At 38.1% G+C, this 21507-nt stretch carries 18 protein-coding genes; 7 read left to right on the forward strand and 11 right to left on the reverse strand.

Annotated elements, in window-relative coordinates; all coding sequences use genetic code 11:
- Positions 1 to 109 precede the first annotated feature (109 nt).
- Positions 110 to 892 carry a S1/P1 nuclease gene (locus ABVM50_RS08050; RefSeq protein ID WP_405198097.1) on the forward strand — a complete coding sequence of 261 codons (783 nt, stop codon included), beginning with the start codon at positions 110 to 112 and terminating at the stop codon, positions 890 to 892.
- Here the strand turns inward: ABVM50_RS08050 and ABVM50_RS08055 are convergent.
- Both ABVM50_RS08055 and ABVM50_RS08060 read right to left on the reverse strand, forming a co-directional pair.
- Complete coding sequence (locus tag ABVM50_RS08055) at positions 889 to 1467, reverse strand: alpha-ketoglutarate-dependent dioxygenase AlkB family protein (RefSeq protein ID WP_405198098.1); 579 nt, start codon at positions 1465 to 1467, stop codon at positions 889 to 891. The genes ABVM50_RS08050 and ABVM50_RS08055 overlap by 4 nt on opposite strands.
- Before the next feature lie 4 nt (positions 1468 to 1471).
- Positions 1472 to 1828 carry a hypothetical protein gene (locus ABVM50_RS08060; RefSeq protein WP_405198099.1) on the reverse strand — a complete coding sequence of 119 codons (357 nt, stop codon included), beginning with the start codon at positions 1826 to 1828 and terminating at the stop codon, positions 1472 to 1474.
- Positions 1829 to 1975: 147 nt separating this feature from the next.
- Here ABVM50_RS08060 and ABVM50_RS08065 point away from each other — a divergent pair, with 147 nt between their 5' ends.
- Positions 1976 to 4207, forward strand: coding sequence for a response regulator (locus ABVM50_RS08065; RefSeq protein ID WP_405198100.1), 2232 nt, complete (start codon positions 1976 to 1978; stop codon positions 4205 to 4207).
- A 1-nt stretch (position 4208) separates the two neighbouring features.
- On the opposite strand, the gene ABVM50_RS08070 is transcribed toward ABVM50_RS08065, so the two are convergent.
- Complete coding sequence (locus ABVM50_RS08070; RefSeq protein WP_405198101.1) at positions 4209 to 5024, reverse strand: hypothetical protein; 816 nt, start codon at positions 5022 to 5024, stop codon at positions 4209 to 4211.
- 72 nt (positions 5025 to 5096) lie between these two features.
- The gene (htpG, locus tag ABVM50_RS08075; RefSeq protein WP_405198102.1) at positions 5097 to 6983 is read right to left on the reverse strand and encodes a molecular chaperone HtpG; all 1887 of its coding nucleotides are present in this window, start codon (positions 6981 to 6983) and stop codon (positions 5097 to 5099) included.
- Between the two features lie 211 nt (positions 6984 to 7194).
- On the opposite strand from htpG, the gene ABVM50_RS08080 reads away from it, so the two are divergent.
- Positions 7195 to 7866, forward strand: coding sequence for a TetR family transcriptional regulator C-terminal domain-containing protein (locus tag ABVM50_RS08080; RefSeq protein ID WP_405198103.1), 672 nt, complete (start codon positions 7195 to 7197; stop codon positions 7864 to 7866).
- A 10-nt stretch (positions 7867 to 7876) separates the two neighbouring features.
- Positions 7877 to 9184 carry an ABC1 kinase family protein gene (locus ABVM50_RS08085; RefSeq protein ID WP_405198104.1) on the forward strand — a complete coding sequence of 436 codons (1308 nt, stop codon included), beginning with the start codon at positions 7877 to 7879 and terminating at the stop codon, positions 9182 to 9184.
- A 123-nt stretch (positions 9185 to 9307) separates the two neighbouring features.
- On the opposite strand, the gene ABVM50_RS08090 is transcribed toward ABVM50_RS08085, so the two are convergent.
- Entirely contained in the window at positions 9308 to 11764 is a 2457-nt protein-coding gene (locus ABVM50_RS08090; protein ID WP_405198105.1) for a prolyl oligopeptidase family serine peptidase, read from the reverse strand.
- A 135-nt stretch (positions 11765 to 11899) separates the two neighbouring features.
- Here ABVM50_RS08090 and ABVM50_RS08095 point away from each other — a divergent pair, with 135 nt between their 5' ends.
- Positions 11900 to 12910 carry a 3-oxoacyl-ACP synthase III family protein gene (locus tag ABVM50_RS08095; RefSeq protein ID WP_405198106.1) on the forward strand — a complete coding sequence of 337 codons (1011 nt, stop codon included), beginning with the start codon at positions 11900 to 11902 and terminating at the stop codon, positions 12908 to 12910.
- Positions 12911 to 12954: 44 nt separating this feature from the next.
- Here ABVM50_RS08095 and ABVM50_RS08100 read toward each other — a convergent pair whose 3' ends face one another.
- From ABVM50_RS08100 to ABVM50_RS08110, 3 genes are all read right to left on the reverse strand, one after another.
- Positions 12955 to 13152 carry a hypothetical protein gene (locus tag ABVM50_RS08100; protein WP_405198107.1) on the reverse strand — a complete coding sequence of 66 codons (198 nt, stop codon included), beginning with the start codon at positions 13150 to 13152 and terminating at the stop codon, positions 12955 to 12957.
- Positions 13145 to 13387, reverse strand: a complete 243-nt coding sequence (locus ABVM50_RS08105; RefSeq protein WP_405198108.1) for a DUF2007 domain-containing protein — start codon at positions 13385 to 13387, stop codon at positions 13145 to 13147. Before ABVM50_RS08105 ends, ABVM50_RS08100 begins: the two co-directional genes overlap by 8 nt.
- Positions 13388 to 13453: 66 nt before the next feature.
- On the reverse strand, positions 13454 to 14176 hold the full coding sequence (locus ABVM50_RS08110) for a hypothetical protein (RefSeq protein ID WP_405198109.1): 723 nt from the start codon (positions 14174 to 14176) through the stop codon (positions 13454 to 13456).
- A 192-nt stretch (positions 14177 to 14368) separates the two neighbouring features.
- Here ABVM50_RS08110 and ABVM50_RS08115 point away from each other — a divergent pair, with 192 nt between their 5' ends.
- Both ABVM50_RS08115 and ABVM50_RS08120 read left to right on the forward strand, forming a co-directional pair.
- Positions 14369 to 14929: a fasciclin domain-containing protein gene (locus ABVM50_RS08115; RefSeq protein WP_405198110.1), complete on the forward strand. Its 561-nt coding sequence runs from the start codon at positions 14369 to 14371 to the stop codon at positions 14927 to 14929.
- A 130-nt stretch (positions 14930 to 15059) separates the two neighbouring features.
- Positions 15060 to 15638 (forward strand): DUF4136 domain-containing protein, encoded by a 579-nt coding sequence (locus ABVM50_RS08120; protein WP_405198111.1) that lies wholly within the window; start codon positions 15060 to 15062, stop codon positions 15636 to 15638.
- Between the two features lie 73 nt (positions 15639 to 15711).
- Here ABVM50_RS08120 and pheT read toward each other — a convergent pair whose 3' ends face one another.
- The 3 genes from pheT to recG all read right to left on the reverse strand — a co-directional run bounded on the left by pheT (position 15712) and on the right by recG (position 21426).
- The gene (pheT, locus tag ABVM50_RS08125) at positions 15712 to 18144 is read right to left on the reverse strand and encodes a phenylalanine--tRNA ligase subunit beta (RefSeq protein ID WP_405198112.1); all 2433 of its coding nucleotides are present in this window, start codon (positions 18142 to 18144) and stop codon (positions 15712 to 15714) included.
- A gap of 132 nt (positions 18145 to 18276) precedes the next feature.
- Positions 18277 to 19182, reverse strand: a complete 906-nt coding sequence (locus tag ABVM50_RS08130; RefSeq protein WP_405198113.1) for a hypothetical protein — start codon at positions 19180 to 19182, stop codon at positions 18277 to 18279.
- 144 nt (positions 19183 to 19326) lie between these two features.
- Complete coding sequence (gene recG / locus ABVM50_RS08135; protein WP_405198114.1) at positions 19327 to 21426, reverse strand: ATP-dependent DNA helicase RecG; 2100 nt, start codon at positions 21424 to 21426, stop codon at positions 19327 to 19329.
- Positions 21427 to 21507: the final 81 nt, after the last annotated feature.

Genomic DNA, 21507 nt, shown 5'->3' on the forward strand with positions numbered 1-21507 from the left:
TGATATTAAAATGATATCATAAATATACTATATTAAATTTAATGAATTTCAATTCTTAACATTAAAATTTTATTGGGAGCCCTATATTTGGATTCTATAAAATACTACTATGAAAAAAATACTATTTCTTTTCGCTGTTTTACTGATGTGTGCTAAAGGTCAGGCGGCCGATTCAGATTGGGGGAAAACAGGTCATCGTGCAACTGCAGAGATTGCGCAAAGTCATTTATCTAAAGAAGCCCAGAAGGCGATCAATGATCTACTGGATGGCCATGGACTTGCATTTGTGGCTAATTACGCCGATGATATTAAAAGCGATGCTGCATATAGAAAATATGGACCGTGGCATTATGTAAATATTGATCCAGATCAGGACACTTATATCGAAGCTGAAGCAAGTGAAGATGGTGACCTGGTTCAAGCCATCAGAAAATGTGTGAAAGTTCTAAAGGATAAGTCGGCTTCCAGGGATGAGAAGCAGTTTCATTTGAAAATGCTGGTACATTTTGTTGGAGATTTGCATCAGCCATTCCATACCGGACATTCTGAAGATAAAGGCGGAAACGATATACAGGTGAGATGGTTCAATGATGGTTCGAACATTCACAGGGTTTGGGATAGTGAGATGATCAATTTTTACCAGATGAGCTATACTGAATTAGCGATGAATACAGGTAGCCTTACCAAGAAACAAAAGGCATCAATACAGAAAGGTGAATTGCTGGACTGGGTTTATGAGTCCAGAGATATGGCAGAGGATCTGTATGATGGAGTAGAGAATGGTGAAAAGCTAGGATATAGATATATGTACGATCATATGCCGCAGGTACTGGCCCAATTGCAAAAAGGCGGACTTAGACTTGCGAAGGTATTGAATGATATATACTCTTAATAAATTTTTCGAAACGTGAGATTTATTCTGGGGCCAACCTGCTTCTTTGTTTTAGGCAATTGATGTTTCCAGAATTTCTGAGTTTCACCTCTCATTACTAAAAGGCTGCCGTGTTGCAGCCTTTTTTTGTAGGTTAGGTTTTTGTCTTTTCGGTGCTTTAGATGAAACATGCGAGGCTCACCAACACTTACTGAAGCAATAAAAGGATTGGTTCCAAGCTCCTTTTCATCATCGGCATGCCAGCCCATACTATCCTGACCATCGCGATAGAGATTCGCCAGGCAGGCATTAAAAGACTGTTCGCAAACCTTTTCACAGCGTTCCTTAACACCTGTCAAATAGGAAGGAAATAGCTCTGGATGCATAGTAAGACCAGAGTAGGTATATGCATTGTGATTATCACTGAATAAAGCGGTAAGTCTTGGCTGAAGTATTTCCTTCCCAAACATTTTGATATGATCCTGCCTCCATTGCTCGTAATGCAGTAATTTTCCAAAGAGTTTATCCGCTTGTTCATTACTTAGAAAATCTTCAATATAGAGCAGACTTGTACCTTGTAATTCTATACTTTCCATAAGTTTATATCAGGTAAAAAAGTGCCCACCATATAAGAACAAACTGTAGGGGAATTCGCGCAATTAAAATCCAGCGTGAAATTCCTGCTGCGGCCTTTTTTGAGGACAGCATATAAAAGTGTACCAGTAAAAATATAAGCAGCATAATCACAATTCCATAGATGGAAGCGTTTCTTGTCGAAGTAAATAATAATCCGATTCCAAGAAGTATCTCAGCTAGACCACTGAGTAAAACCAGCTGTTTGTGGGACGGTAGGTATCTCGGCATAATTCGCATATACATTTTCGGTTTTACAAAATGCATAATACCTGCGAAAATGTACATAAAGGACATTAAATATAGATGCCACGGATTTTCCATAATTAAGATTTTTGATGAAGATAATGCAAATAAATACATGGCTAAATTGTTAATAGTTAGATGTTTTTTGAAAATTTTAGTTGTGTAAGTACTTTAAATGGAGTAATTTCAGCGTCCAAAATCTATCGATAACCTAATATAAATTAATTGAAAACAAACGTTCCAGTTTATTTTCTCTTGTTTTTTTTATGCTTCAGCGTTACTAATGCGCAGCATAGCCTTGAAAAACCGAAAGATACACTTCAAACTCTGCTTGACAAAGTCAACGAGGATATTCTAAAATACCAGTATCAGCAAGCGGTAGATAAGGCTTATGATCTTGTCACTTTAGCCAAAGAAAAGGATAATAATCTATATGTTTCTAGAGCTTATCATTCCCTGGGACATATATATTCTGATACAAAAGATCTAGACCGTGCCCGGCAGAATTATGCTTTTGGTCTGGAATACGCCGAAAAGACTGGAAATGATTCCATACTTCTAACATCCTATAATAATCTCGGGAATGCACTTTCTGAGAATCCAGCTTACAGGGATGAAGGGATCGATTATTATAATAAAGCTATAAAGCTCGCAAGGGACCTGAATATGAGGGAAGAGCTTATTGCGCCAACCACCAACATTGGCTGGACCTACCTTGATGCAAATCAATATGATAGAGCATTTCCATTCCTGGATCGTGCACTCGAACTAATGCTGGATGAAGTTAAAGAAAACGATTCGCGTTATAATGCCTGGTTATCTCAAATGTATATGCTGCATGGAAGGTATTATGTGCATAAAAAGGCATTTGATTCTGCTCATGTATATTACGATAAGTCTCTGCAGTTAGCAGAAAAGGATAGTCTGTATATGGAAGCGGCTGAGGCTTATAAATATTATGCTGCGTTTCTCGAAAAGGAAGGAGATTATCAGGGAGCTTTCAATGCACAAAGAAAGTTTACCGAATTCAATGATCTCATATTTGAGAGTGAAAAAGTACGGGAGATGGAGATCGCCAATGCGAAATTTAAACTATCAGAATACGAAAAGGATCTTGAAATTGCCCAGAGAGAAGAGAGCCTTAAGGATGAATTGATAAATCGTTCTAAGGAAAAAGTGATCATTATGGTCATCTCTTCAGTAGTACTTGTTTTTATATTGGTGTTTCTTTTTAAAATAAACCGTGACAGAAGAAACCTTATTTCCGAGCTTCAGAAGAAAAATAGGCAATATAAATCTGCGCGTGACCAGGCTGAAAATTTATCCAGAATGAAAACCAGGTTTTTCAGTACGGTGAGTCACGAGATTCGAACGCCTTTATACGGAGTGATTGGGCTTACCTCTCTACTGCTGGAGGATAAAAGGCTGAAGAAACATAAAACTGATCTTAAATCATTAAAATTTTCAGCAGATTATCTTCTGGCGCTTATCAACGATGTTCTGCAAATGAATAAGATGGAGAGCAATGAAGTTAAGCTGGAAAGTGTTTCGTTCAACATTCGGGAACTTCTAAGTAGTATTGTAAACAGTTTTGAATTTACGAGAGTACAGAATAAGAATGAGATCAATCTGGATATTGACGATCAAATTCCATCATATTTGATAGGGGATTCAGTTCGATTGTCACAGGTTCTTATGAATCTGGTGGGTAATGCGATGAAGTTCACTGAGCGTGGTCTAATTAAGATAAGCATCAATCATCTGGAGGAGAATACTGATACCGCGAAGATCCATTTTGTAATTGAAGATAATGGTCCAGGGATACCTGAAAGTAAAAAGAAGATAATCTTTGAGGAATTCTCGCAACTAGAGAATAGCAATTATAATTACCAGGGAACAGGACTAGGTTTACCTATTGTAAAAAAATTACTGAAACTCTTTGGTTCTAAGATCAAACTGGATACTAAAGAAGGGGAGGGATCGTCATTTAGTTTTACTATAGACTTCGGAATTGATCACACTAAAGCTGAAGTTCCGGTTATAGAAGATGATCTGGATCAACTCGCTTTGCATGGTAAAAAACGTATCCTGATCGTTGATGATAACCGAATCAATCAAGTAGTTACCAAAAGAATTCTTGAGAAGAAGGATTTTGAATGTGAAGTTGCCGGCGATGGTACCACAGCCATAGAAATGGTCAGGGAATCTAATTACCATCTTGTACTTATGGATGTAAATATGCCTGGTATTAGCGGACTGGAAGCTACCAGTGAAATTCGCACCTTCAATAAATATCTTCCTATTGTAGCTTTAACGGCTGTGGAGGTAGAAGAAATTCGTGAGGAGATCCAATCCGCAGGGATGAGCGACATCATTATAAAACCATATGATGTCCAGCAATTTTACCAGATCATTTATAAGAACTTAAGCATGTCTGCTATTCCAGAGAAGGTTTAGCTTATTTCTTAACCTCTTTTGAGTTTTCGGGAATCTGAAAATAATTCTCCTCAGGTTGAAAGAACTGGACATTCGAGATCTTTGCCTCTCCAATTTTATCACCTAATCCGCTTTCTTCATTCCAGTTATGGAAACTCCAGGTAGTGGCATAACTTACATCTTCGACTGTCTTGTAATCGCTATAGACGATCGCATGTGGATTTTCTTCAGCTTTAGACTTATCTGTACCAAAAGTCACAATATAGGCGGCGGCCTTTAATAACTTGCTTTTATCGTCCTGATACACCACATACCAGTCGTCTGGTGAATCTCCGGTATCACTTTTAAAAGTTAATTTAGAGGATGGATATTCTAGGCTATCAAGCTTACGCTGACTTGATTCTTCCCAAACGGTACCTGGATCTGTAAGTTTGAAAGGCATTGCAAAGAAATATTGCCAGGTGAAAATATCAAAACGAGCGCCATCTGTAGGATTGGAATCTGGTGAAATAGCTACTTCACTTCCATCAAATACGATGGTTGAACCCTTATTTTTCTCGATTCTGATCCCACTTGAGTTTGTATTCATAGCTAGTTTTGCATTCAATATTTCTGAACCTCCAAAATTAAGCTGAATATCAAATGAAACGGCTTCCTTCATTTTAAAGGCAGATTTGTTGTGAGCCTCTTCTATATTTTCAGAAAAACTTAAAACCTGCGGAGGTCCAGCGCCATCTCCAATACCATTATCAGGTTCAACAGGGATTTTCTCTTCTTCGGAAGAATTCTTACAGCTTACGATGCTGATAATTAAGAATAGAACGATCAATTTCTTCATGGTATTTAATTTATTGGTTAATAAAAAAAAGCCGCTGTAATTCAGCGGCCTTTTTAGTCGGAAGTAAAGTGATTACTTTACCATATCGAAACTTCTTTTAATAAAATCGGTGAGTTCTTCACCTTTCAGAAGATTTTGAGATAATCTTGCCAGGTCAAGCGATTGCTTGATTAAGCGTTGTTGTTTCTTCTCAGTTTTGGTGTTTAGAATAGTATTTATCAACTCGTGGTTGGTGTTAACCACAAGATTATACATTTCAGGCATATTACCCATTCCAAACATACCACCACCACCGGTTTGCTGCATCTCTTTCATTCTACGCATAAATTCCGGTTGAGTAATGATCAATGGCGCGGCAGTACTGTCCATCGCTTCCATCTGGATCGTATACTTTTCCGCAGGAATTACTTTTTCAAAATCACCTTTCAGCTGTTCCTTTTCTTCGTCAGATAATTTCGAGATCTTCTCATCATCAGTTTTAATCAAATTATCAACGTGATCTGAATCTACCCTTACAAATGAGATGTTTTCATGAGAGGTTTCAAGCTTTTGGAGCAGGTGAGAGACTATAGGACTGTCCAGTAGAAGCACTTTATAGCCTTTGTCTTTAGCTGCCTGGATATAACTATGTTGCTCATCTTTATTAGAAGCATATAAAACAACCAATTTATCATCCTTATCGGTTTGATTATCCTTGATCGCTTCTTTTAGCTCTTCAAAAGTGAAGAATTCGTTTTCCGTTGTTGGATACAACGCGAATTTATCAGCTTTTTCAAAGAATTTATCTTCTGAAAGCATTCCGTATTCGATCACGATCTTAATGTCATTCCATTTTTTCTCGAAATCCTCACGATTATTGTTGAATAAGCTTTTCAGTTTATCTGCAACTTTACGTGTGATATAACTCGATATTTTCTTTACGGCACCATCAGCCTGTAAATAAGACCTTGATACGTTTAGTGGAATATCTGGAGAGTCAATCACTCCACGAAGCATCGTAAGGAATTCCGGTACTATACCTTCCACATTATCGGTTACATAAACCTGGTTCTGGTATAACTGGATTTTATCCTTCTGGATATTCATATCCTGAGCCATTCTCGGGAAATAAAGGATTCCTGTCAGGTTAAAAGGATAGTCTACATTTAAGTGGATATGAAATAATGGATCTTCGAATTGCATTGGATACAATTCCTTATAGAAATCATTATAGTCTTTTTCCTCTAAATCTGTTGGTTGCTTTGTCCACGCAGGATTTGGATTGTTGATGATATTATCAACGGTTTTTGTTTCCGGCTTAGCATCCTCTTTAGCATCTTCAGGAAGAGGTATGGTTTCTTCCTTGGTACCAAACTTAATTGGTATAGGCATAAACTTATTATACTTCACCAGAAGTTCCTGGATTCTATTCTCTTCCAGAAATTCTTTATCCTCATCGTTAATATGAAGGATCACTTCAGTCCCGTGAGTGGTTTTTTCAGCATCTTCAAGTGTGAACTCTGTAGTACCTTCACAAATCCAGTGAGCCGCAGGTTCATCTTTATGAGACTTAGTTAGGATCTCTACTTTGTTCGCTACCATAAAAGCAGAATAGAAACCAAGACCAAAATGGCCTATTATTCCACTGTCTTTTGCAGAGTCTTTGTATTTGTCAAGAAACTCTTCAGCTCCAGAAAAGGCAACTTCATTGATATATTTCTTAACCTCTTCTTTCGTCATCCCAATACCCTGATCAATAATATGCAGCGTATTGTTTTCCTCGTTAACTTTTACTTCTATCGTAGGATTGCCGTATTCAACGTTAGCTTCACCTAGACTACTAAGGTGCTTTAATTTTAAAGTCGCATCGGTTGCATTTGAGATCAGCTCCCTTAAAAAGATTTCATGATCACTGTATAAAAACTTTTTAATAAGCGGAAATATGTTTTCAACAGACACATTTATTTTTCCGGTTGCCATATAATTTGATTTAAAATTTTGTTCGGTTTGAGAGATTCAAAAAAAATACCAATAATGCTTTGCTGTCAAACTGACACCCTATGTAATGAAACACGTAAAAATACGTCTAAGCCATTGTATTTAGCTGAATGAGAACTTTTAACAAAGTTTTGTTTATCGAATAGCCTAAATACTTAAACAAAGTAGTATCTTTGAAAAAGAAATAAGAATTATGGCAAAGGCAACAGGAAATAGTAAGGTGAAGAAGAAGCCAAGTGAGGACAAGTTAATAGCGATTTACATGGATTACGTACTTGTGAATGAAAGTACTCCGAGAAGTGTATATAAGTTTGCGAAGGAAAATGATATAACCGAACAGGAGTTTTACGAATTCTTCGGAAGTTTTGATGGTTTAAGAAAGAAGATCTGGGATAAGTTTTTTGATAATACTCTATCTGTCATGGAGAAGTCACCAGATTATCACTCCTTCAGTAATCGTGAAAAGCTACTCACATTTTTCTATACATTCTTTGAAGTTTTAACTGCAAACAGAAGTTACGTACTCTACGCACTTAGTGAGCATAAGGATCGAATGAAAAACCTTGAACAACTTAAAGGTTTACGTAGGAAGATGCGCAGTTTCGCCAAGGAATTAATTTCTGATGGTAATAGTGAAAAATCGTTTAAACTATTCGAGCAGAGTGAAAGCATTTTTAGCGAAGGAGTATGGGTTCAATTCTTATTCCTGCTAAAATTCTGGATGGAGGATAATTCCCCATCTTTTGAAAGTACAGACGTCGCAATCGAAAAATCTGTACATACCGTATTTGATCTATTCGATAACACTCCTTTGGAGCGTGTGGTAGACTTCGGAAAGTTCTTATGGAAAGAACGAATGGCCTAATTAAAAGAATATGAAAACTATAGATAAAATTCCGACAGGCAAGATAGGCCGTACCAGCAAACTGGTTCAGACCGGTGTTAAGATTGGTGGGAATTACATCAAATATTACGGCAAAAAGGCATTCAATTCTGAATTAACACGCGATGAGTTGGATGAGGATAATGCTACAGATATTTATGACGGACTTAAAAGTCTAAAGGGGAGCGCTTTAAAGGTAGCTCAAATGCTATCTATGGAGAAGAATTTACTACCGGGTGCGTACGTAGAAAAGTTTAGCCTGGCGCAATTTAGTGTGCCGCCACTTTCAGCTCCATTAGTAAGAAAAACTTTTAAGAAATATAACGGAGCATATCCGGAAGAACTATATGATACTTTTGCAACCCAGTCGGTTAATGCCGCCAGTATCGGTCAGGTACACAAGGCGACAAAAGATGGGAAAAAACTTGCTGTGAAAATCCAATATCCGGGGGTTGCAGATAGTATCAGTTCAGATCTTGCGATGGTAAAACCAATTGCTCTTAAGATGTTCAATCTTTCAGCAAAAGATTCTGAAAAGTATTTTAAGGAAGTTGAAGGAAAACTTCTGGAGGAGACAGATTATATTCTGGAAGTGAAGCAGAGTAAACACATTTCCAAGGCAGCTGCACACATTCCTAATATCAAATTTCCGAAGTATTATGAAGATCTTTCCAGCGAAAGGATTATTACTATGGACTGGATGAATGGAATGCATCTTAGTGAGTTCTCAAAACAGAATACCTCACAGGAGCTTGCAGATAAAGTAGGACAGGCGCTTTGGGATTTCTATATGTTCCAAATCCACGGACTACAAATGGTACATGCAGATCCACATCCGGGAAATTTCATGGTGGATTCTGAGAATAATCTGATTGCCATTGATTTTGGTTGTATTAAACAAATTCCAGATGATTTTTATACTCCATATTTCTCATTGACAGATCGTACTAATCTTGATAATTCAGATTATTTCCACGGAAGATTATTGGAACTGGAAATTCTTCAGGAAAAGGATACAGATAAGGAGAGAAAGTTTTTCTCTGAAATGTTTTACGAGATGTTTTCAATGTTTTCAACTCCGTATCAATCTGAAGTATTCGATTTTACAGATAAAGAATTCTGGGATAATCTTTCCCAGCTAAGCGAAAAATATTCTAAAGACCCAGAATTACGTCGTATGAATGGAAATCGAGGAAGTAGGCATTTCCTTTATATGAGCAGAACATTCTTCGGTTTGTATAATTTGTTACATGATCTCAAAGCTAAAGTTGAGGTTAATAAGTTTAGGGGACTCCTCTAATGGTTGATTTATTGGTTAGGTTGAAGAGAGCGTAGTTGTTGGTAGCAGCTGCGCTTTCTTTTTTGGTACAAAAAAAGCCCCCGGATTATCCCGGGGGCTTTTTATTCCGAAGAGAAAAGAATATTAATTTCCAGCTTCCTGCTGTTCAGTATTAGATTCAATTTCTCTATTCTTCACATATTTTTCCAGCCATTGATCCTGTTCCCATAATACGTGCAGTACAGATTCCTTTGCGCTATAACCATGACTTTCCTTAGGTAACATCACCAATCTTGCAGTGGCTCCAAGTCCTTTAAGTGCATTAAAGTAACGTTCGCTCTGCATAGGATAAGTTCCAGAGTTATTATCTGCTTCCCCATGGATCATCAATAATGGAGTGTCCATTTTTTCTGCATGCATGAAAGGAGACATGGTATTATAAATTTCCGGAGCTTCCCAGTAATTTCTTTCTTCACTTTGAAACCCAAAAGGGGTAAGGGTACGATTGTAAGCACCACTTCGAGCGATTCCTGCAGCAAAAAGATCTGAATGAGAAAGCAGGTTAGCAGTCATAAAAGCGCCATAACTGTGTCCGCCAACGGCTACTCGATCACGATCTACAAATCCTCTTTCATCCACAGCATCTATAGCCGCTTTCGCATTTGCTACCAATTGCTTTCTGAAAGTATCATTAGGTTCTTCATCACCTTCTCCTACAATTGGGAACGATGCATCATCAAGCACAACATAGCCTCTATTCACCCAATAAACCGGTGAACCGTAATATGGATATGTAAAATCATTAGCATTGGAAGTGTTCTGAGAAGCTGAATTTTTATCCTTGAATTCTCTTGGATATGCCCACATGAACATAGGAAGTTTTTCCGGATTAGACATATCATAACCGGCAGGAAGATATAAAGTGGCATTTAGTTCCAGACCGTCATCTCTCTTATAAGTGATCACTTCCTTATGAACGTCTTCCAGGGATTTGAAAGGATTTTTGAAATTGGTGATCTGGGTAAGTTTATTCTTAGAATCTATATCTCTAATAAAGTAATTCGGGTACTCGGTAGAAGATTCAATACGAACCAGTATCTCACCTTTATCAATGTCCAGTGCTTCCACCAGGCTTTCTTTTTGATCTTTTAGTTCAGATTGGTACATACGTTCAGTTTCTCCAGAACTTAGATCGATTTTGTCCACGAATGGAAATTGTCCATCCTCGGTAAAACCTGAACCCATTAGGAAAGCTTCATATTTATCAAGTTCAAGAACAGAACGTCCCCATTTATTTTTGGACATTACGAATCTTCCTGGATCGCTGTATACATCCTGATAATTTCTGTCAAAAATGATTTCTGGCTTCTGGGAGGCATTAGATGGATCAAAAACATAAGTTTTCGTATTCCTGGTATTCCACCAGTAATCGTTCGCTAAGGCAGTATCATCATCGCCCCAGGTAATTCCGCTTGCACGATTCTTAAGTTTAATAAGGGATTTTCCTTCACCTTTAAATGGCGCTTCAAGTTGAAAATATTCATCTCTGTATTCTATTTCTTTTTCAGGATCTCCGCCATCAAGAGCTACAACATAGGTTAAGGTCGCTGGACGATCACTTCTCCAACTCCAATCTCGTTTGCCTTCTCTTTCGGCCATAAAACCTTTTGGCAGATCCTCTATGAGCGGTACTTCATTAATCATATTTACTAGTTTCCCATTCTTGTCATATATACTCGTTTCTGAAGGGAATCTGTAATATGGAACCAGGTATGAAAATGGCTTTTTTAAATGTGTAACCATTACATATTCTCCGTCTGGCGAGAATGATATATCAGAATACATTTTGGGAGCCATCCATGACGAAACTGTACCATCCAGATTTACTTTCATGATCTCAGATCTGGCTAACTGTTCGAAATTATATTCATCATTAGGATTCTTCAGTAGATCCTGATAAGTTCTGTTCTGGGCTTCTTTTCCATCGCTAACCGAAATTGTAGGACCCGAGGGAACCGAAGTTTCGGTGTCAATTAGTCCTTTTCTATCTTCAGGAAGGGTAGTGACCAGAATAGCAGAATTATCTCTAAACCAGTTCACGGTGCTGCGCATATTCGCATTAAGATTGGCCTTGGTAAGCTTTCTCGCAGCAGCATTTTCAATATCAAGTACCCACAATTCTACTCCAGTATCTGTAGTATGAGTAAATGCCATCATACTTTCATCTGGTGACCAGGAAAAATTCGTAAGTCGAGCGTTTTCCGGAAGTCCCTTAACCTGTACCGGTTCTTTTACTTTTACAGATTTAACTTTGAAGTTATTGTAATAACGTGCTCTGCTATTAATATTGGTCACGGGGTTAATTCTCAAACCACCCAGGCGTAATTCTTCTTCGCTTAGTTCAGCTATACTTTTAAATTGATCCCGGTACAGGAAGATCATCATTTCTGCATCACTATCTATAAGAGTGGAAGGTGCCAGGGGAACATCGATAAGTTCAAGGATTTCCTGCGGTGGTTTCTGGTAGTCCAGGTTTTCCTGAGCAGCCATTCCATTAAGGAACAGAAAGGATCCCGCCAGACATAACAAAAGTCGGTTCATAATGTGAATTTTAGATTTGAATTTAAATGATTACAAGCTTAATTGTAGTGTTAATGTTTCTTATATTGCGCGTCGGAATTTTCGCAAATTCATTAAATTTAATAAGAATTATTTTTAATATCATAATTTTTACCCATGTATCAAACAAAAATTGCAGGATTAGGAAAATATGTACCGGAAAATGTTGTCACGAACGATGATCTTTCGAAACTGATGGATACGAACGATGAGTGGATCACCGAGCGTACCGGAATTAAAGAAAGAAGACACATCAAAAAAGGAGATGGCAACACTACTGCAAGCATGGGAGTGAAAGCTGCCAATATTGCCATTGAAAGAGCTGGAATCTCAAAGGACGATATAGATCTTATTGTATTCGCAACACTAAGTCCAGATTACTATTTTCCTGGGTGTGGAGTTCAGGTTCAGGAGATGCTGGAGATAGATACCTGTCCTGCCTTGGATGTTCGTAACCAGTGTAGCGGGTTTATTTATGCAGTTTCAGTAGCAGATCAATTCATCAAGACGGGAATGTATAAGAACGTACTGGTAATTGGTAGTGAGAATCATAGTGGAGGTCTTGATTTTACCACCAGAGGGCGATCGGTTTCAGTTATTTTTGGTGATGGAGCAGGAGCAGCTGTACTCACAAGAAGTGATCATAACGGACAGGGAATACTTTCTACACATTTACATTCTGAAGGGAAACATGCACTCGAATTGTCACTAAAAGGACCAAGCACGAATCATTGGGTGCCAGAGATAATTTCAGAGAATCCGCAGGGAGATGATATTCCTTACTATCCGTATATGAATGGGCAGTTCGTGTTTAAAAATGCTATCCAGAGATTTTCAGAAGTGATCAATGAAGGGCTGAAGGAAAACGGACTTTCAGTTTCAGATATTGATATGCTTATCCCGCATCAGGCGAATTTGAGGATTTCTCAATTCGTTCAGCAGAAATTTAAGCTCGCAGATGACAAGGTTTATAATAATATTCAGAAATATGGAAATACCACTGCGGCCTCTATTCCTATTGCTCTTACTGAAGCCTGGGAACAGGGTAAAGTAAAAGAAGGAGATACTGTGGTGCTGGCTGCTTTTGGAAGTGGCTTCACCTGGGGAAGTGCGATAATTAAATGGTAGTGAAAAAATTGAAGTAAAAAGACCGGCATTTTCCGGTCTTTTTTTTAAACACCTTTATAGTATTTATATAGGTCGTAAATTCCGAAAAGAATAAATCCCGCGGCGATCGCAGTTCCAAAATTATCGGTTTCTATCGCAGTTAATTTCTGATAGAGTCTAAAGCTTCCGTAGCAAATAAAGACGATTCCAAGGATAAGATTCCATTTGTTACGTTGAGGTCTTTCTTCAAGTTCATTATCCATTATCGAAGTCATTTGGGAATGTAGACTTAGCGATCTTCAAAGCTTCGTCAAAATCTTTTTCAAAAACGAATAATAAAACCATCCCGTGTGTGGAACCAAAACCAGCAAGTCTGGCCGACTCTACATCGTTTCTCATTCTCGAGTGGATATTGCTTTCGCCAAAAAGTTCCTGCAGGTATTGCACATTTGTTTCCGGTCCGGTATAGACTCTTTTATATTCTTCTGAAGTACTCATATTTTACAAGATAAGATTACAAAATACGAATATACCGAAGTAATCGGCTACTTCATCAAAATTTAATTAAGCGTTGAAATATTTGCTGTCCCAATTTTCTGTACTAAAGTTTTTTCCCATTTTGAAACCATAGAAAATAGAGATCCCGGCAAACCATTTGAAGATAAAAAAGAATATCATAAAAAACTGAGTAGTGGATTGCTGCGGACTAAATAAACCATCGGGAACTAAAAGAGCGGTAAGAAAGCTGGTGATAAGTAATAGCGCAAGGAAATTCTCAAGGGTTTTAAATGGCCACATGAGTAATCTTCTTAAAGGATGGAGATCATTTCCCCATTTATGAACCAGGTAATAATAATCATTTCCCATTGGAGCGAATAATAATGGATCATCAGCATTCTTCAGTTTAAATAACTTGGAAGGAGCGATGATCTTAAAACCTTTCAAAATAGTGTCATGTTCATTCTCCAGACTTTTGATCCTGGTGATCGCTTCGTAAGGAATTTCAGATTTAAACAGTCCGGAATCCAGAAATCTAAGTCTGTAGATCACACATAACTTATAAATATCATCTTTGTGATAAATTCGGTTTGATTCCAACAGATCGAAATTAAGATCATTAGACTGCTCCTGTGTTTCCTGGAGATTTTTCTGAATAGTTTCTTCCCGTAGGTTGTCCTGTATCAGGATCTCGCGAACCTCATCCATGATCAACTTCTCATCGATACGTTTACTCCGTGTTTTATTTAATTGATGCTGTAGATTCGTGCGGGATATTTTCAACTTCATGTTCATAGTCTTTAAGCTGTACTAAATTAATTATTAAGCTCAAGACTAACAACGACTTACTGCATTTTTTGTGCTAATAATCAAAACTTTAGGAGATGTTCTATCTTGTTAAAAGAATGCCAATTGCCTTCAATTTAAAAACCGTTGAAGCAGCCTACGCGTAACTTAGATACATAATCAAAATAAATAATTATGAAAAAGTTACAATTACTAAGTTTACTAAGTTTTTTATTCATCGCGACTAGCGGTATTGCACAAAATGCAAAGGACACTAAAATGGTTGGAGGAGCTGAAATGTACCCAACAAAAAATATCGTAGAGAATGCGGTAAATAGTAAAGATCATACAACTCTGGTTGCTGCGGTAAAGGCTGCTGAACTGGTAGATGTATTGAGCAGTGATGGACCATTTACAGTATTTGCTCCTACAAACAAGGCTTTTGAAGAACTTCCAGAAGGAACAGTAGAGACTTTGCTAAAAGAAGAAAACAAAAGCAAATTACAGTCAGTTTTGACATACCATGTACTTGCAGGAGACTTTAAAGCTGCAGACATCATAAATGCTATCAAAAAAGGAAATGGGAAAGCAACTTTCAAAACAGTAAGTGGTGCAGATATCACTGCTATGATGGATGGTAAGAATGTAAAGATTAAAGATGCTGCTGGAAATGTAGCTACTGTAACTATTGCAGATGTAAATCAATCAAACGGAGTAATCCATGTAATTGATACGGTTCTTTTACCAACAAAATAATTCAGAATATCTGAAATTGTGAAAAAAGCGGCTAATAGCCGCTTTTTTCAGTTAAATAAAAGTCAAACCGGGTCTTTAATTTTACTATTATGTTGTTTCCGGTTACATTCAGAATTACTAAAAAAAAGCTATGAAAAATTTGAAAACATTTCTCGTTATATGCATTGTGGCAATTACTCTGGCTTCTTGCGGAAGTAGTGCTCCAACGGCAAAAGACGATCTAAAACAATTAAAATCTTATGACACTTATGCATTCCTGGCGAATAAGGATACCATCCTGAATCGTAAACTGGATAATAAGGCGATCAATTCAACGATTGTTGCCACCATCAACGCGAACATGAAAGAAGAAGGTTTTAGTCTTGATAAGCTACAACCTGATGTTCTCGTATATGTTCACCCAATGTTCGATGAAAAGGTGGCGGTAAACGCAAATCCTGTCTACACGAATTACCCATATTACAAGCCGGGATTCTTTATTGGTTCTTATTATGAAGATTACCTGTACGAAAACTATTTTACGGTACAGAGAATTAGCGGATCCAGAGTGAAGCAGGTGCCCTATCGTGAGCGCTCGATTGTGATCGATCTAATAGATCGAAGAACGAACGAGATCTTGTGGAGAGGAACTTCCGAAGAGACTATTGAAACTAAGAGAATGGATCGTGAGATTCGTGAATATGTGGATGAAATCTTTAAGGATCTGTAATTTCACAATGATTTGAAATAAAAAAACCGTATTCGATGTACGGTTTTTTTATTTTGATACTATGTAGCGAATATTAGCGTAATTCTGCTTTTAGTTCCTTTTCAAATCTATACTGAAGCTTACTCATCATCTTATCAACTTGCTTGTCTGTAAGCGTTTTGTTCTCGTCCTGAAATACAAAGCTTACTGCGTAACTTTTCTTGCCTTCCGGAAGGTTTTCACCTTCGTAAACATCAAAAAGGCTTACATCTTTTAATAATTTCTTTTCCGTTTGTTTTGCGATTTGATCGATCTCGTCGTAAGTCACAGAATTATCAAGAAGCAAAGCAAAATCTCTTCGCATGCTTGGATACTTCGGAATAGCACTAAACTTATTCTGATGTTGTTTAGCAGCTTCTATGATTTCATCCCAGTTAAAATCTGCGTAAACCACTTCCTGATCTATATCAAATTTTTTCAGAATTGATCTTTTGACCACACCGAAGTCTACCAGTTTAGATTTTTTCGTACTCATCTGAAGGCTTTCAGAAAATACAGAACTTTTACCGGTCTTAGTTTTAAGCGTATTCAAAATTCCTAATTTCTGAAAAATCGATTCGATCACTCCTTTCAGGTAAAAGAAGTTTCCAGCCGGGAAATTCGGTGCATTCCATGTCTCAGCAGTTCTATTACCAGACATGAACAACGAAAGATGTTTCTTTTCTTCCCTTCCACTAACAAAAGAATGATAGGTCTTTCCAAATTCGAAAATGCGAAGATTAGCTCGTTTTCGGTTTAGATTGTAACTAATAGCTTCCAGCCCTGAAAAAAGCATTGTTTGTCTCAAAACTGAAAGATCCTGACTTAGCGGATTCAACATTTTCACCTGGTACTCATCTTTAGCATCATCGCTAAAGTCATTATAAGCTGGCGTGGTTAGCGAGTTAGACATGGTTTCATAGAATCCCTGACCTATAAGCTGCTGAGCGATAAGATTCTGAATCTTATAATCCTCATATTTAGAGGTATTTGCTACAGATAAGCTTAGTTTATCGCCAAACTTGATATTATTGTAACCATAGACTCTAAGGATCTCCTCGATCACATCAGACTCTCTCTGCACATCCACACGATAAGAAGGGATCGTAAGACCCATCCCGGTTTCTGTAACATTATTCACTCTGATCTCAAGAGAAGCAAGAATAGATTTTATTGTTTCTTCCTCAAGGTTTTCTCCAATAAGTTTGTTAACCTTCTCAAAGGTTAGAAAAACCTGGAAGTCTTCGATTTTTTTGAAATAGAGATCATCAATATCGCTGGTGATCTCACCACCGGAAATTTCCTTGATTAGCAGTGCAGCTCTTTTTAAAGCATATTCTACCGAGTTGATGTCAATTCCTCTTTCAAACCTAAAGGAAGCATCGGTATTGATCGAGTGTCTTTTCGCGGTTTTTCGAACGCTTACAGGGTTGAAATACGCACTTTCAAGAAATATTTGCGTAGTACCTTCGGTCACACCGCTTCCAAGTCCGCCGAATACTCCGGCGATACAAAGAGGTTTTTCAGCATCACAGATCATGAGGTCTTCAGCATGTAATTCGCGCTCGACTTCATCTAATGTTGTAAATTTAGTTCCTGCCTCAACGGTCTTAACATTGATCTCGTTACCAGCGATCTTACCTGCATCGAACGCGTGTAGTGGCTGTCCAAGTTCATGCATAACATAATTGGTAGCATCCACGATATTGTTCTTTGGAGCAAGTCCAATTGCTTTCAATCTATTCTGAAGCCACTTCGGGGATTCACCAACCTTTACATCAGATATCGTTACTCCGCAATATCTAGGAGCAAGATTAGAATCATCTACTTTTATCTGAATCTTTAAACTTCTGTTATCAACATGAAAACTACTAACTGACGGTGTGATAAGTTCAAGAAATTTTCCCTGTTGCTGGTAACCTGCTTTTAAGTCCCGGGCAACACCCCAGTGACTCATTGCATCTGCTCGGTTAGGTGTAAGGCCAATTTCAAAAACTTCGTCGTTTTCTACTTCAAAAAGCTCAGCAACCGGAGTTCCGGGAACCAGCTCATTATCCATCACCATAATACCTTCATGACTCTGGCCTAAACCAAGTTCTTTTTCAGAACAGATCATTCCATAGCTTTCTTCACCACGAATTTTTCCTTTTTTGATCTCCCAGCTTTCACCTTTTTCATCATATAATACAGTACCAATAGTCGCTACCGGAACTTTCTGTCCTGCTGCGATATTTGGAGCACCACAAACGATCTGTACTTCTTCGCCATTTCCAAGATTCATCCTGGTGAGGTTCAACCTGTCTGCATTCGGATGAGCTTCACAGCTTAAAACGTGACCAACTACAACGCCAGCCATACCTCCTTTTACACTTTGAAAAGTATCAATACCTTCTACTTCCAGACCAAGATCTGTTAGAAGTTCTCCGGTAGTCTCTGCATTTTCAGGTAGTTTAATAAACTGTTTTAGCCAGTTGTATGAAATCTTCATGGATTAGTCTTTTTCAGCCAGCAAAGATAGTATTACAGATGGTTTTGTCATAATCTAGAATCCTATTTTGTAGACCTTAAAAAACAAAGGAGACCATTAGTGTCTCCTTCGCTGTTTTATAGTTTAAAATCTTTAATTTTTCCGGGTAAGATTCATTGTTCTGGACTTGTTCCAGCCACTTTCGTTTTCTTCATAAACTGCCCATTTAACCGAGCCGTCTTCTTTTGTAATGTTGTGCTTGAATCTAAGCTGTTGATTGCTTTCATCCTGATAACTCTCCACGATCTCGTATTGATCTGGTCCCATTTCCTTTACTTTCATCTTTGAATTTGAAATTCCTTCAGGCGCATTTCTTCGCATAAAGACCACATCAAATTCATCTTCCAGTGGATTATATACCATGACTCTTTTACAACATGGCTTACTATCACCTGTATCATGATCCACAACCAGCATGGAACCGGCCTCATCAAACGAAATACGGTTCGAACTATTGGTCGTGTTCATAACTTCACCATTCTGGTAAACCTGGGTTTCATTATTCCAGTTCCCAATTAGAAAGTTAAGTTGTTTGTCCCTGTTTTCAATAATAGCAATCTTAGCCAGACCTGCTTCCATGATCAAATCATCCTGTTCATGATCATGCTTTTCAGCAATTGCAAGAGACTTTTCTATGTATTTAACGGCTTCATCTTTTTTATCCATTTCCAGCAAAACATCAGAAAAGGAATCATAAGGATTGGCTTCCTGTGGATATTCATCGATCTGAGCCTGGAACAACATTTTTGCGGCTTCCAGATCATTTTCTTCCTGCATCAATCTGTATGCTAGGATATTCAGAGGTTCAGCCATGCCTTCGTAGGCGGTATTCGGATTGTTCTTCTGGTAGTTCTCCAAAACAGCTTTTGCACCCTGGTTCTTATAGACCTGGTAAAGTTCATCTACACTTGACTGCGCCTGATCCTGCGCATTCATACTAAGAATTAGAAAGAATAATAATGTTCCAATTCCCCATTTAAGTTTAAAATTTCTGCCCATGATATATTAAATTTTGTGGTTATACCGAAGCTATAAAGAGGCATTCTAAAGTACAGAATAGGTTGAGGCTATTCCCGGGGGTAAGTCTTCTAAAGATATATAAAAAATTTAATCAATTGATTGTCAGTAGCTAATAAGATTCGGTTAGCTAATGTAATTCCAGATCGTTTTGTTCTTGACCAGCCGTGAATAGGCGTTTTTCACAGTGCTATTTTTTTCATTTTCAAGGTTAGGATCATCTTTGAGCAATCTATTGGCATAGAACCTGGCTGATTGCAGAATTGCATTATCCTTCACGATATCTGCGATCTTTAAATTAAGCACCCCGCTTTGCTGAGTTCCCATAAGATCACCAGGACCTCTTAGCTTCAGGTCGACTTCAGCGATCTCAAAACCATCGTTGGTAGAAGTCATTGTTTCCAATCTCGTTTTACTATCGTTGGAAAGTTTATGACCCGTCATAAGAATGCAAAAACTCTGTTCAGCACCACGCCCCACACGTCCTCTTAACTGGTGCAACTGCGAAAGACCAAATCTTTCAGCACTTTCTATGATCATTACACTGGCGTTAGGAACATTTACGCCTACTTCGATGACGGTAGTGGCAACCATAATATCTGTTTCACCTTTTACAAAACGATCCATTTCAAAATCTTTGTCGGCAGGCTTCATCTGGCCGTGAACAATAGAGATCTGGTTGTCTGGAAATTCTCTGGCGATACTTTCGTAGCCATCCATAAGATCTTTATAATCCATTTTTTCAGATTCCTGGATAAGCGGATATACGATATAAACCTGCCGGCCTTTCTGAATTTCATCCCGGATAAAAGCAAATACCTTTAAACGATTGCTATCATAACGATGCACGGTTTTAATAGGTTTACGACCCGGCGGTAGTTCATCAATGACCGAAATATCCAGATCTCCATACAGACTCATAGCCAGAGTACGTGGAATTGGAGTTGCGGTCATTACCAGAACATGAGGTGGAATATGGTTCTTCTTCCATAACTTCGCTCTTTGGGCCACTCCAAAACGATGTTGTTCGTCGATCACAGCAAGACCAAGATTCTTAAATTTCACTTTGTCTTCCAGAAGAGCATGGGTACCAATAAGAATATGGATTTCGCCAGATTCCAGTTGTTCATGGATCTCCCGGCGCTCCCTGGTTTTGGTTGATCCGGTAAGCAATCGAATATTCAATTTTAGTTCTACGCAAAGCTCTACCAAACCATGATAATGCTGTATGGATAAAATTTCTGTAGGAGCCATCAAACATGCCTGGAAATTATTATCGAGCGCAAGGAGCATGGACATCAGGGCAACAATGGTTTTACCGGAGCCTACATCTCCCTGTAATAGCCTGTTCATCTGGGCGCCGCTTCCCATATCTCCTCGAATTTCCTTGACTACACGTTTTTGAGCATTGGTAAGTTCGAACGGTAAATGATTGCTGTAAAAGTCGTTGAAAATATGACCTACTTTGTCAAAATTGAAACCCTTGATCTTTTGTTTATGCATTAGGTTTCTGCGCAGTAATTGCAGTTGCACATAAAATAGCTCCTCGAATTTGAGTCTGAACTGCGCTTTTGCCAATAGCTCCTGGTTCTTCGGAAAATGAATATTAAATAGTGATTCTGCCTTTCCTAAAAGCTTTAGTTCTTCCAGTAATTCCGGATTCAGACTTTCAGAAAATTTCATCCCGGTTTGTTGCAGCACTTCCTGCATCAATTTCATGATCACTCTATTAGTAACTCCTTTCTTCTGAAGTAATTCAGTAGAAGGATATACCGGTTGCATGGCTACCCTTAAATTCCTCTTATAATCTGATACTAGTTCAAGCTCTGGATGTGGCATACTGAACATTCCACTGTAAAAATTCGTTTTTCCGAAGATGACATAAGGCGTATTCAATTTGATGTTTTCTCTTATCCATTTATGCCCTCTAAACCAGACCAGCTCCATTCTTCCGGTATCATCAACAAAGTCGGCTACCAGGCGTTTACCTTTCTTTTGTTCAACCATTTTTAGATGGACGATCTTACCAACAATTTGCACTTCCGAAGAATTTTGCTGCAGTTGCGCGACCTTATAGAAACCTGTTTTGTCTATATATCGATTAGGAAAAAAATTGATGAGGTCTCGATAGGTGCTGATGTTGAGTTCCTTCTTAAAAAGATCGGCCCGGTTGGGACCAACTCCTTTAAGATACTCAATAGGGGTTTGCAGCAGGTTCTGGATCATAAAAACGAAGATATTAAATACGTTTGATTTACATGGGCGGCGGTGTAGAAACTCGTTTTAATCTTCAGGAATATCTCATAA

It is taken from the genome of Christiangramia sp. LLG6405-1, assembly GCF_045055805.1.
Classification (GTDB): domain Bacteria; phylum Bacteroidota; class Bacteroidia; order Flavobacteriales; family Flavobacteriaceae; genus Christiangramia.

Bases quoted from the DNA above. Each gene is read 5' to 3' on its own strand.
- ABVM50_RS08090 (WP_405198105.1), bottom strand. From the start codon at position 11,764: ATGAACCGACTTTTGTTATGTCTGGCGGGATCCTTTCTGTTCCTTAAT.
- recG (WP_405198114.1), bottom strand. From the start codon at position 21,426: ATGATCCAGAACCTGCTGCAAACCCCTATTGAGTATCTTAAAGGAGTT.
- ABVM50_RS08130 (WP_405198113.1), bottom strand. From the start codon at position 19,182: ATGGGCAGAAATTTTAAACTTAAATGGGGAATTGGAACATTATTATTC.
- htpG (WP_405198102.1), bottom strand. From the start codon at position 6,983: ATGGCAACCGGAAAAATAAATGTGTCTGTTGAAAACATATTTCCGCTT.
- ABVM50_RS08105 (WP_405198108.1), bottom strand. From the start codon at position 13,387: ATGAGTACTTCAGAAGAATATAAAAGAGTCTATACCGGACCGGAAACA.
- ABVM50_RS08070 (WP_405198101.1), bottom strand. From the start codon at position 5,024: ATGAAGAAATTGATCGTTCTATTCTTAATTATCAGCATCGTAAGCTGT.
- ABVM50_RS08060 (WP_405198099.1), bottom strand. From the start codon at position 1,828: ATGGAAAATCCGTGGCATCTATATTTAATGTCCTTTATGTACATTTTC.
- ABVM50_RS08055 (WP_405198098.1), bottom strand. From the start codon at position 1,467: ATGGAAAGTATAGAATTACAAGGTACAAGTCTGCTCTATATTGAAGAT.
- ABVM50_RS08115 (WP_405198110.1), top strand. From the start codon at position 14,369: ATGAAAAAGTTACAATTACTAAGTTTACTAAGTTTTTTATTCATCGCG.
- ABVM50_RS08085 (WP_405198104.1), top strand. From the start codon at position 7,877: ATGAAAACTATAGATAAAATTCCGACAGGCAAGATAGGCCGTACCAGC.
- ABVM50_RS08100 (WP_405198107.1), bottom strand. From the start codon at position 13,152: ATGGATAATGAACTTGAAGAAAGACCTCAACGTAACAAATGGAATCTT.
- ABVM50_RS08080 (WP_405198103.1), top strand. From the start codon at position 7,195: ATGGCAAAGGCAACAGGAAATAGTAAGGTGAAGAAGAAGCCAAGTGAG.
- ABVM50_RS08110 (WP_405198109.1), bottom strand. From the start codon at position 14,176: ATGAAGTTGAAAATATCCCGCACGAATCTACAGCATCAATTAAATAAA.
- ABVM50_RS08095 (WP_405198106.1), top strand. From the start codon at position 11,900: ATGTATCAAACAAAAATTGCAGGATTAGGAAAATATGTACCGGAAAAT.
- ABVM50_RS08120 (WP_405198111.1), top strand. From the start codon at position 15,060: ATGAAAAATTTGAAAACATTTCTCGTTATATGCATTGTGGCAATTACT.
- ABVM50_RS08050 (WP_405198097.1), top strand. From the start codon at position 110: ATGAAAAAAATACTATTTCTTTTCGCTGTTTTACTGATGTGTGCTAAA.
- pheT (WP_405198112.1), bottom strand. From the start codon at position 18,144: ATGAAGATTTCATACAACTGGCTAAAACAGTTTATTAAACTACCTGAA.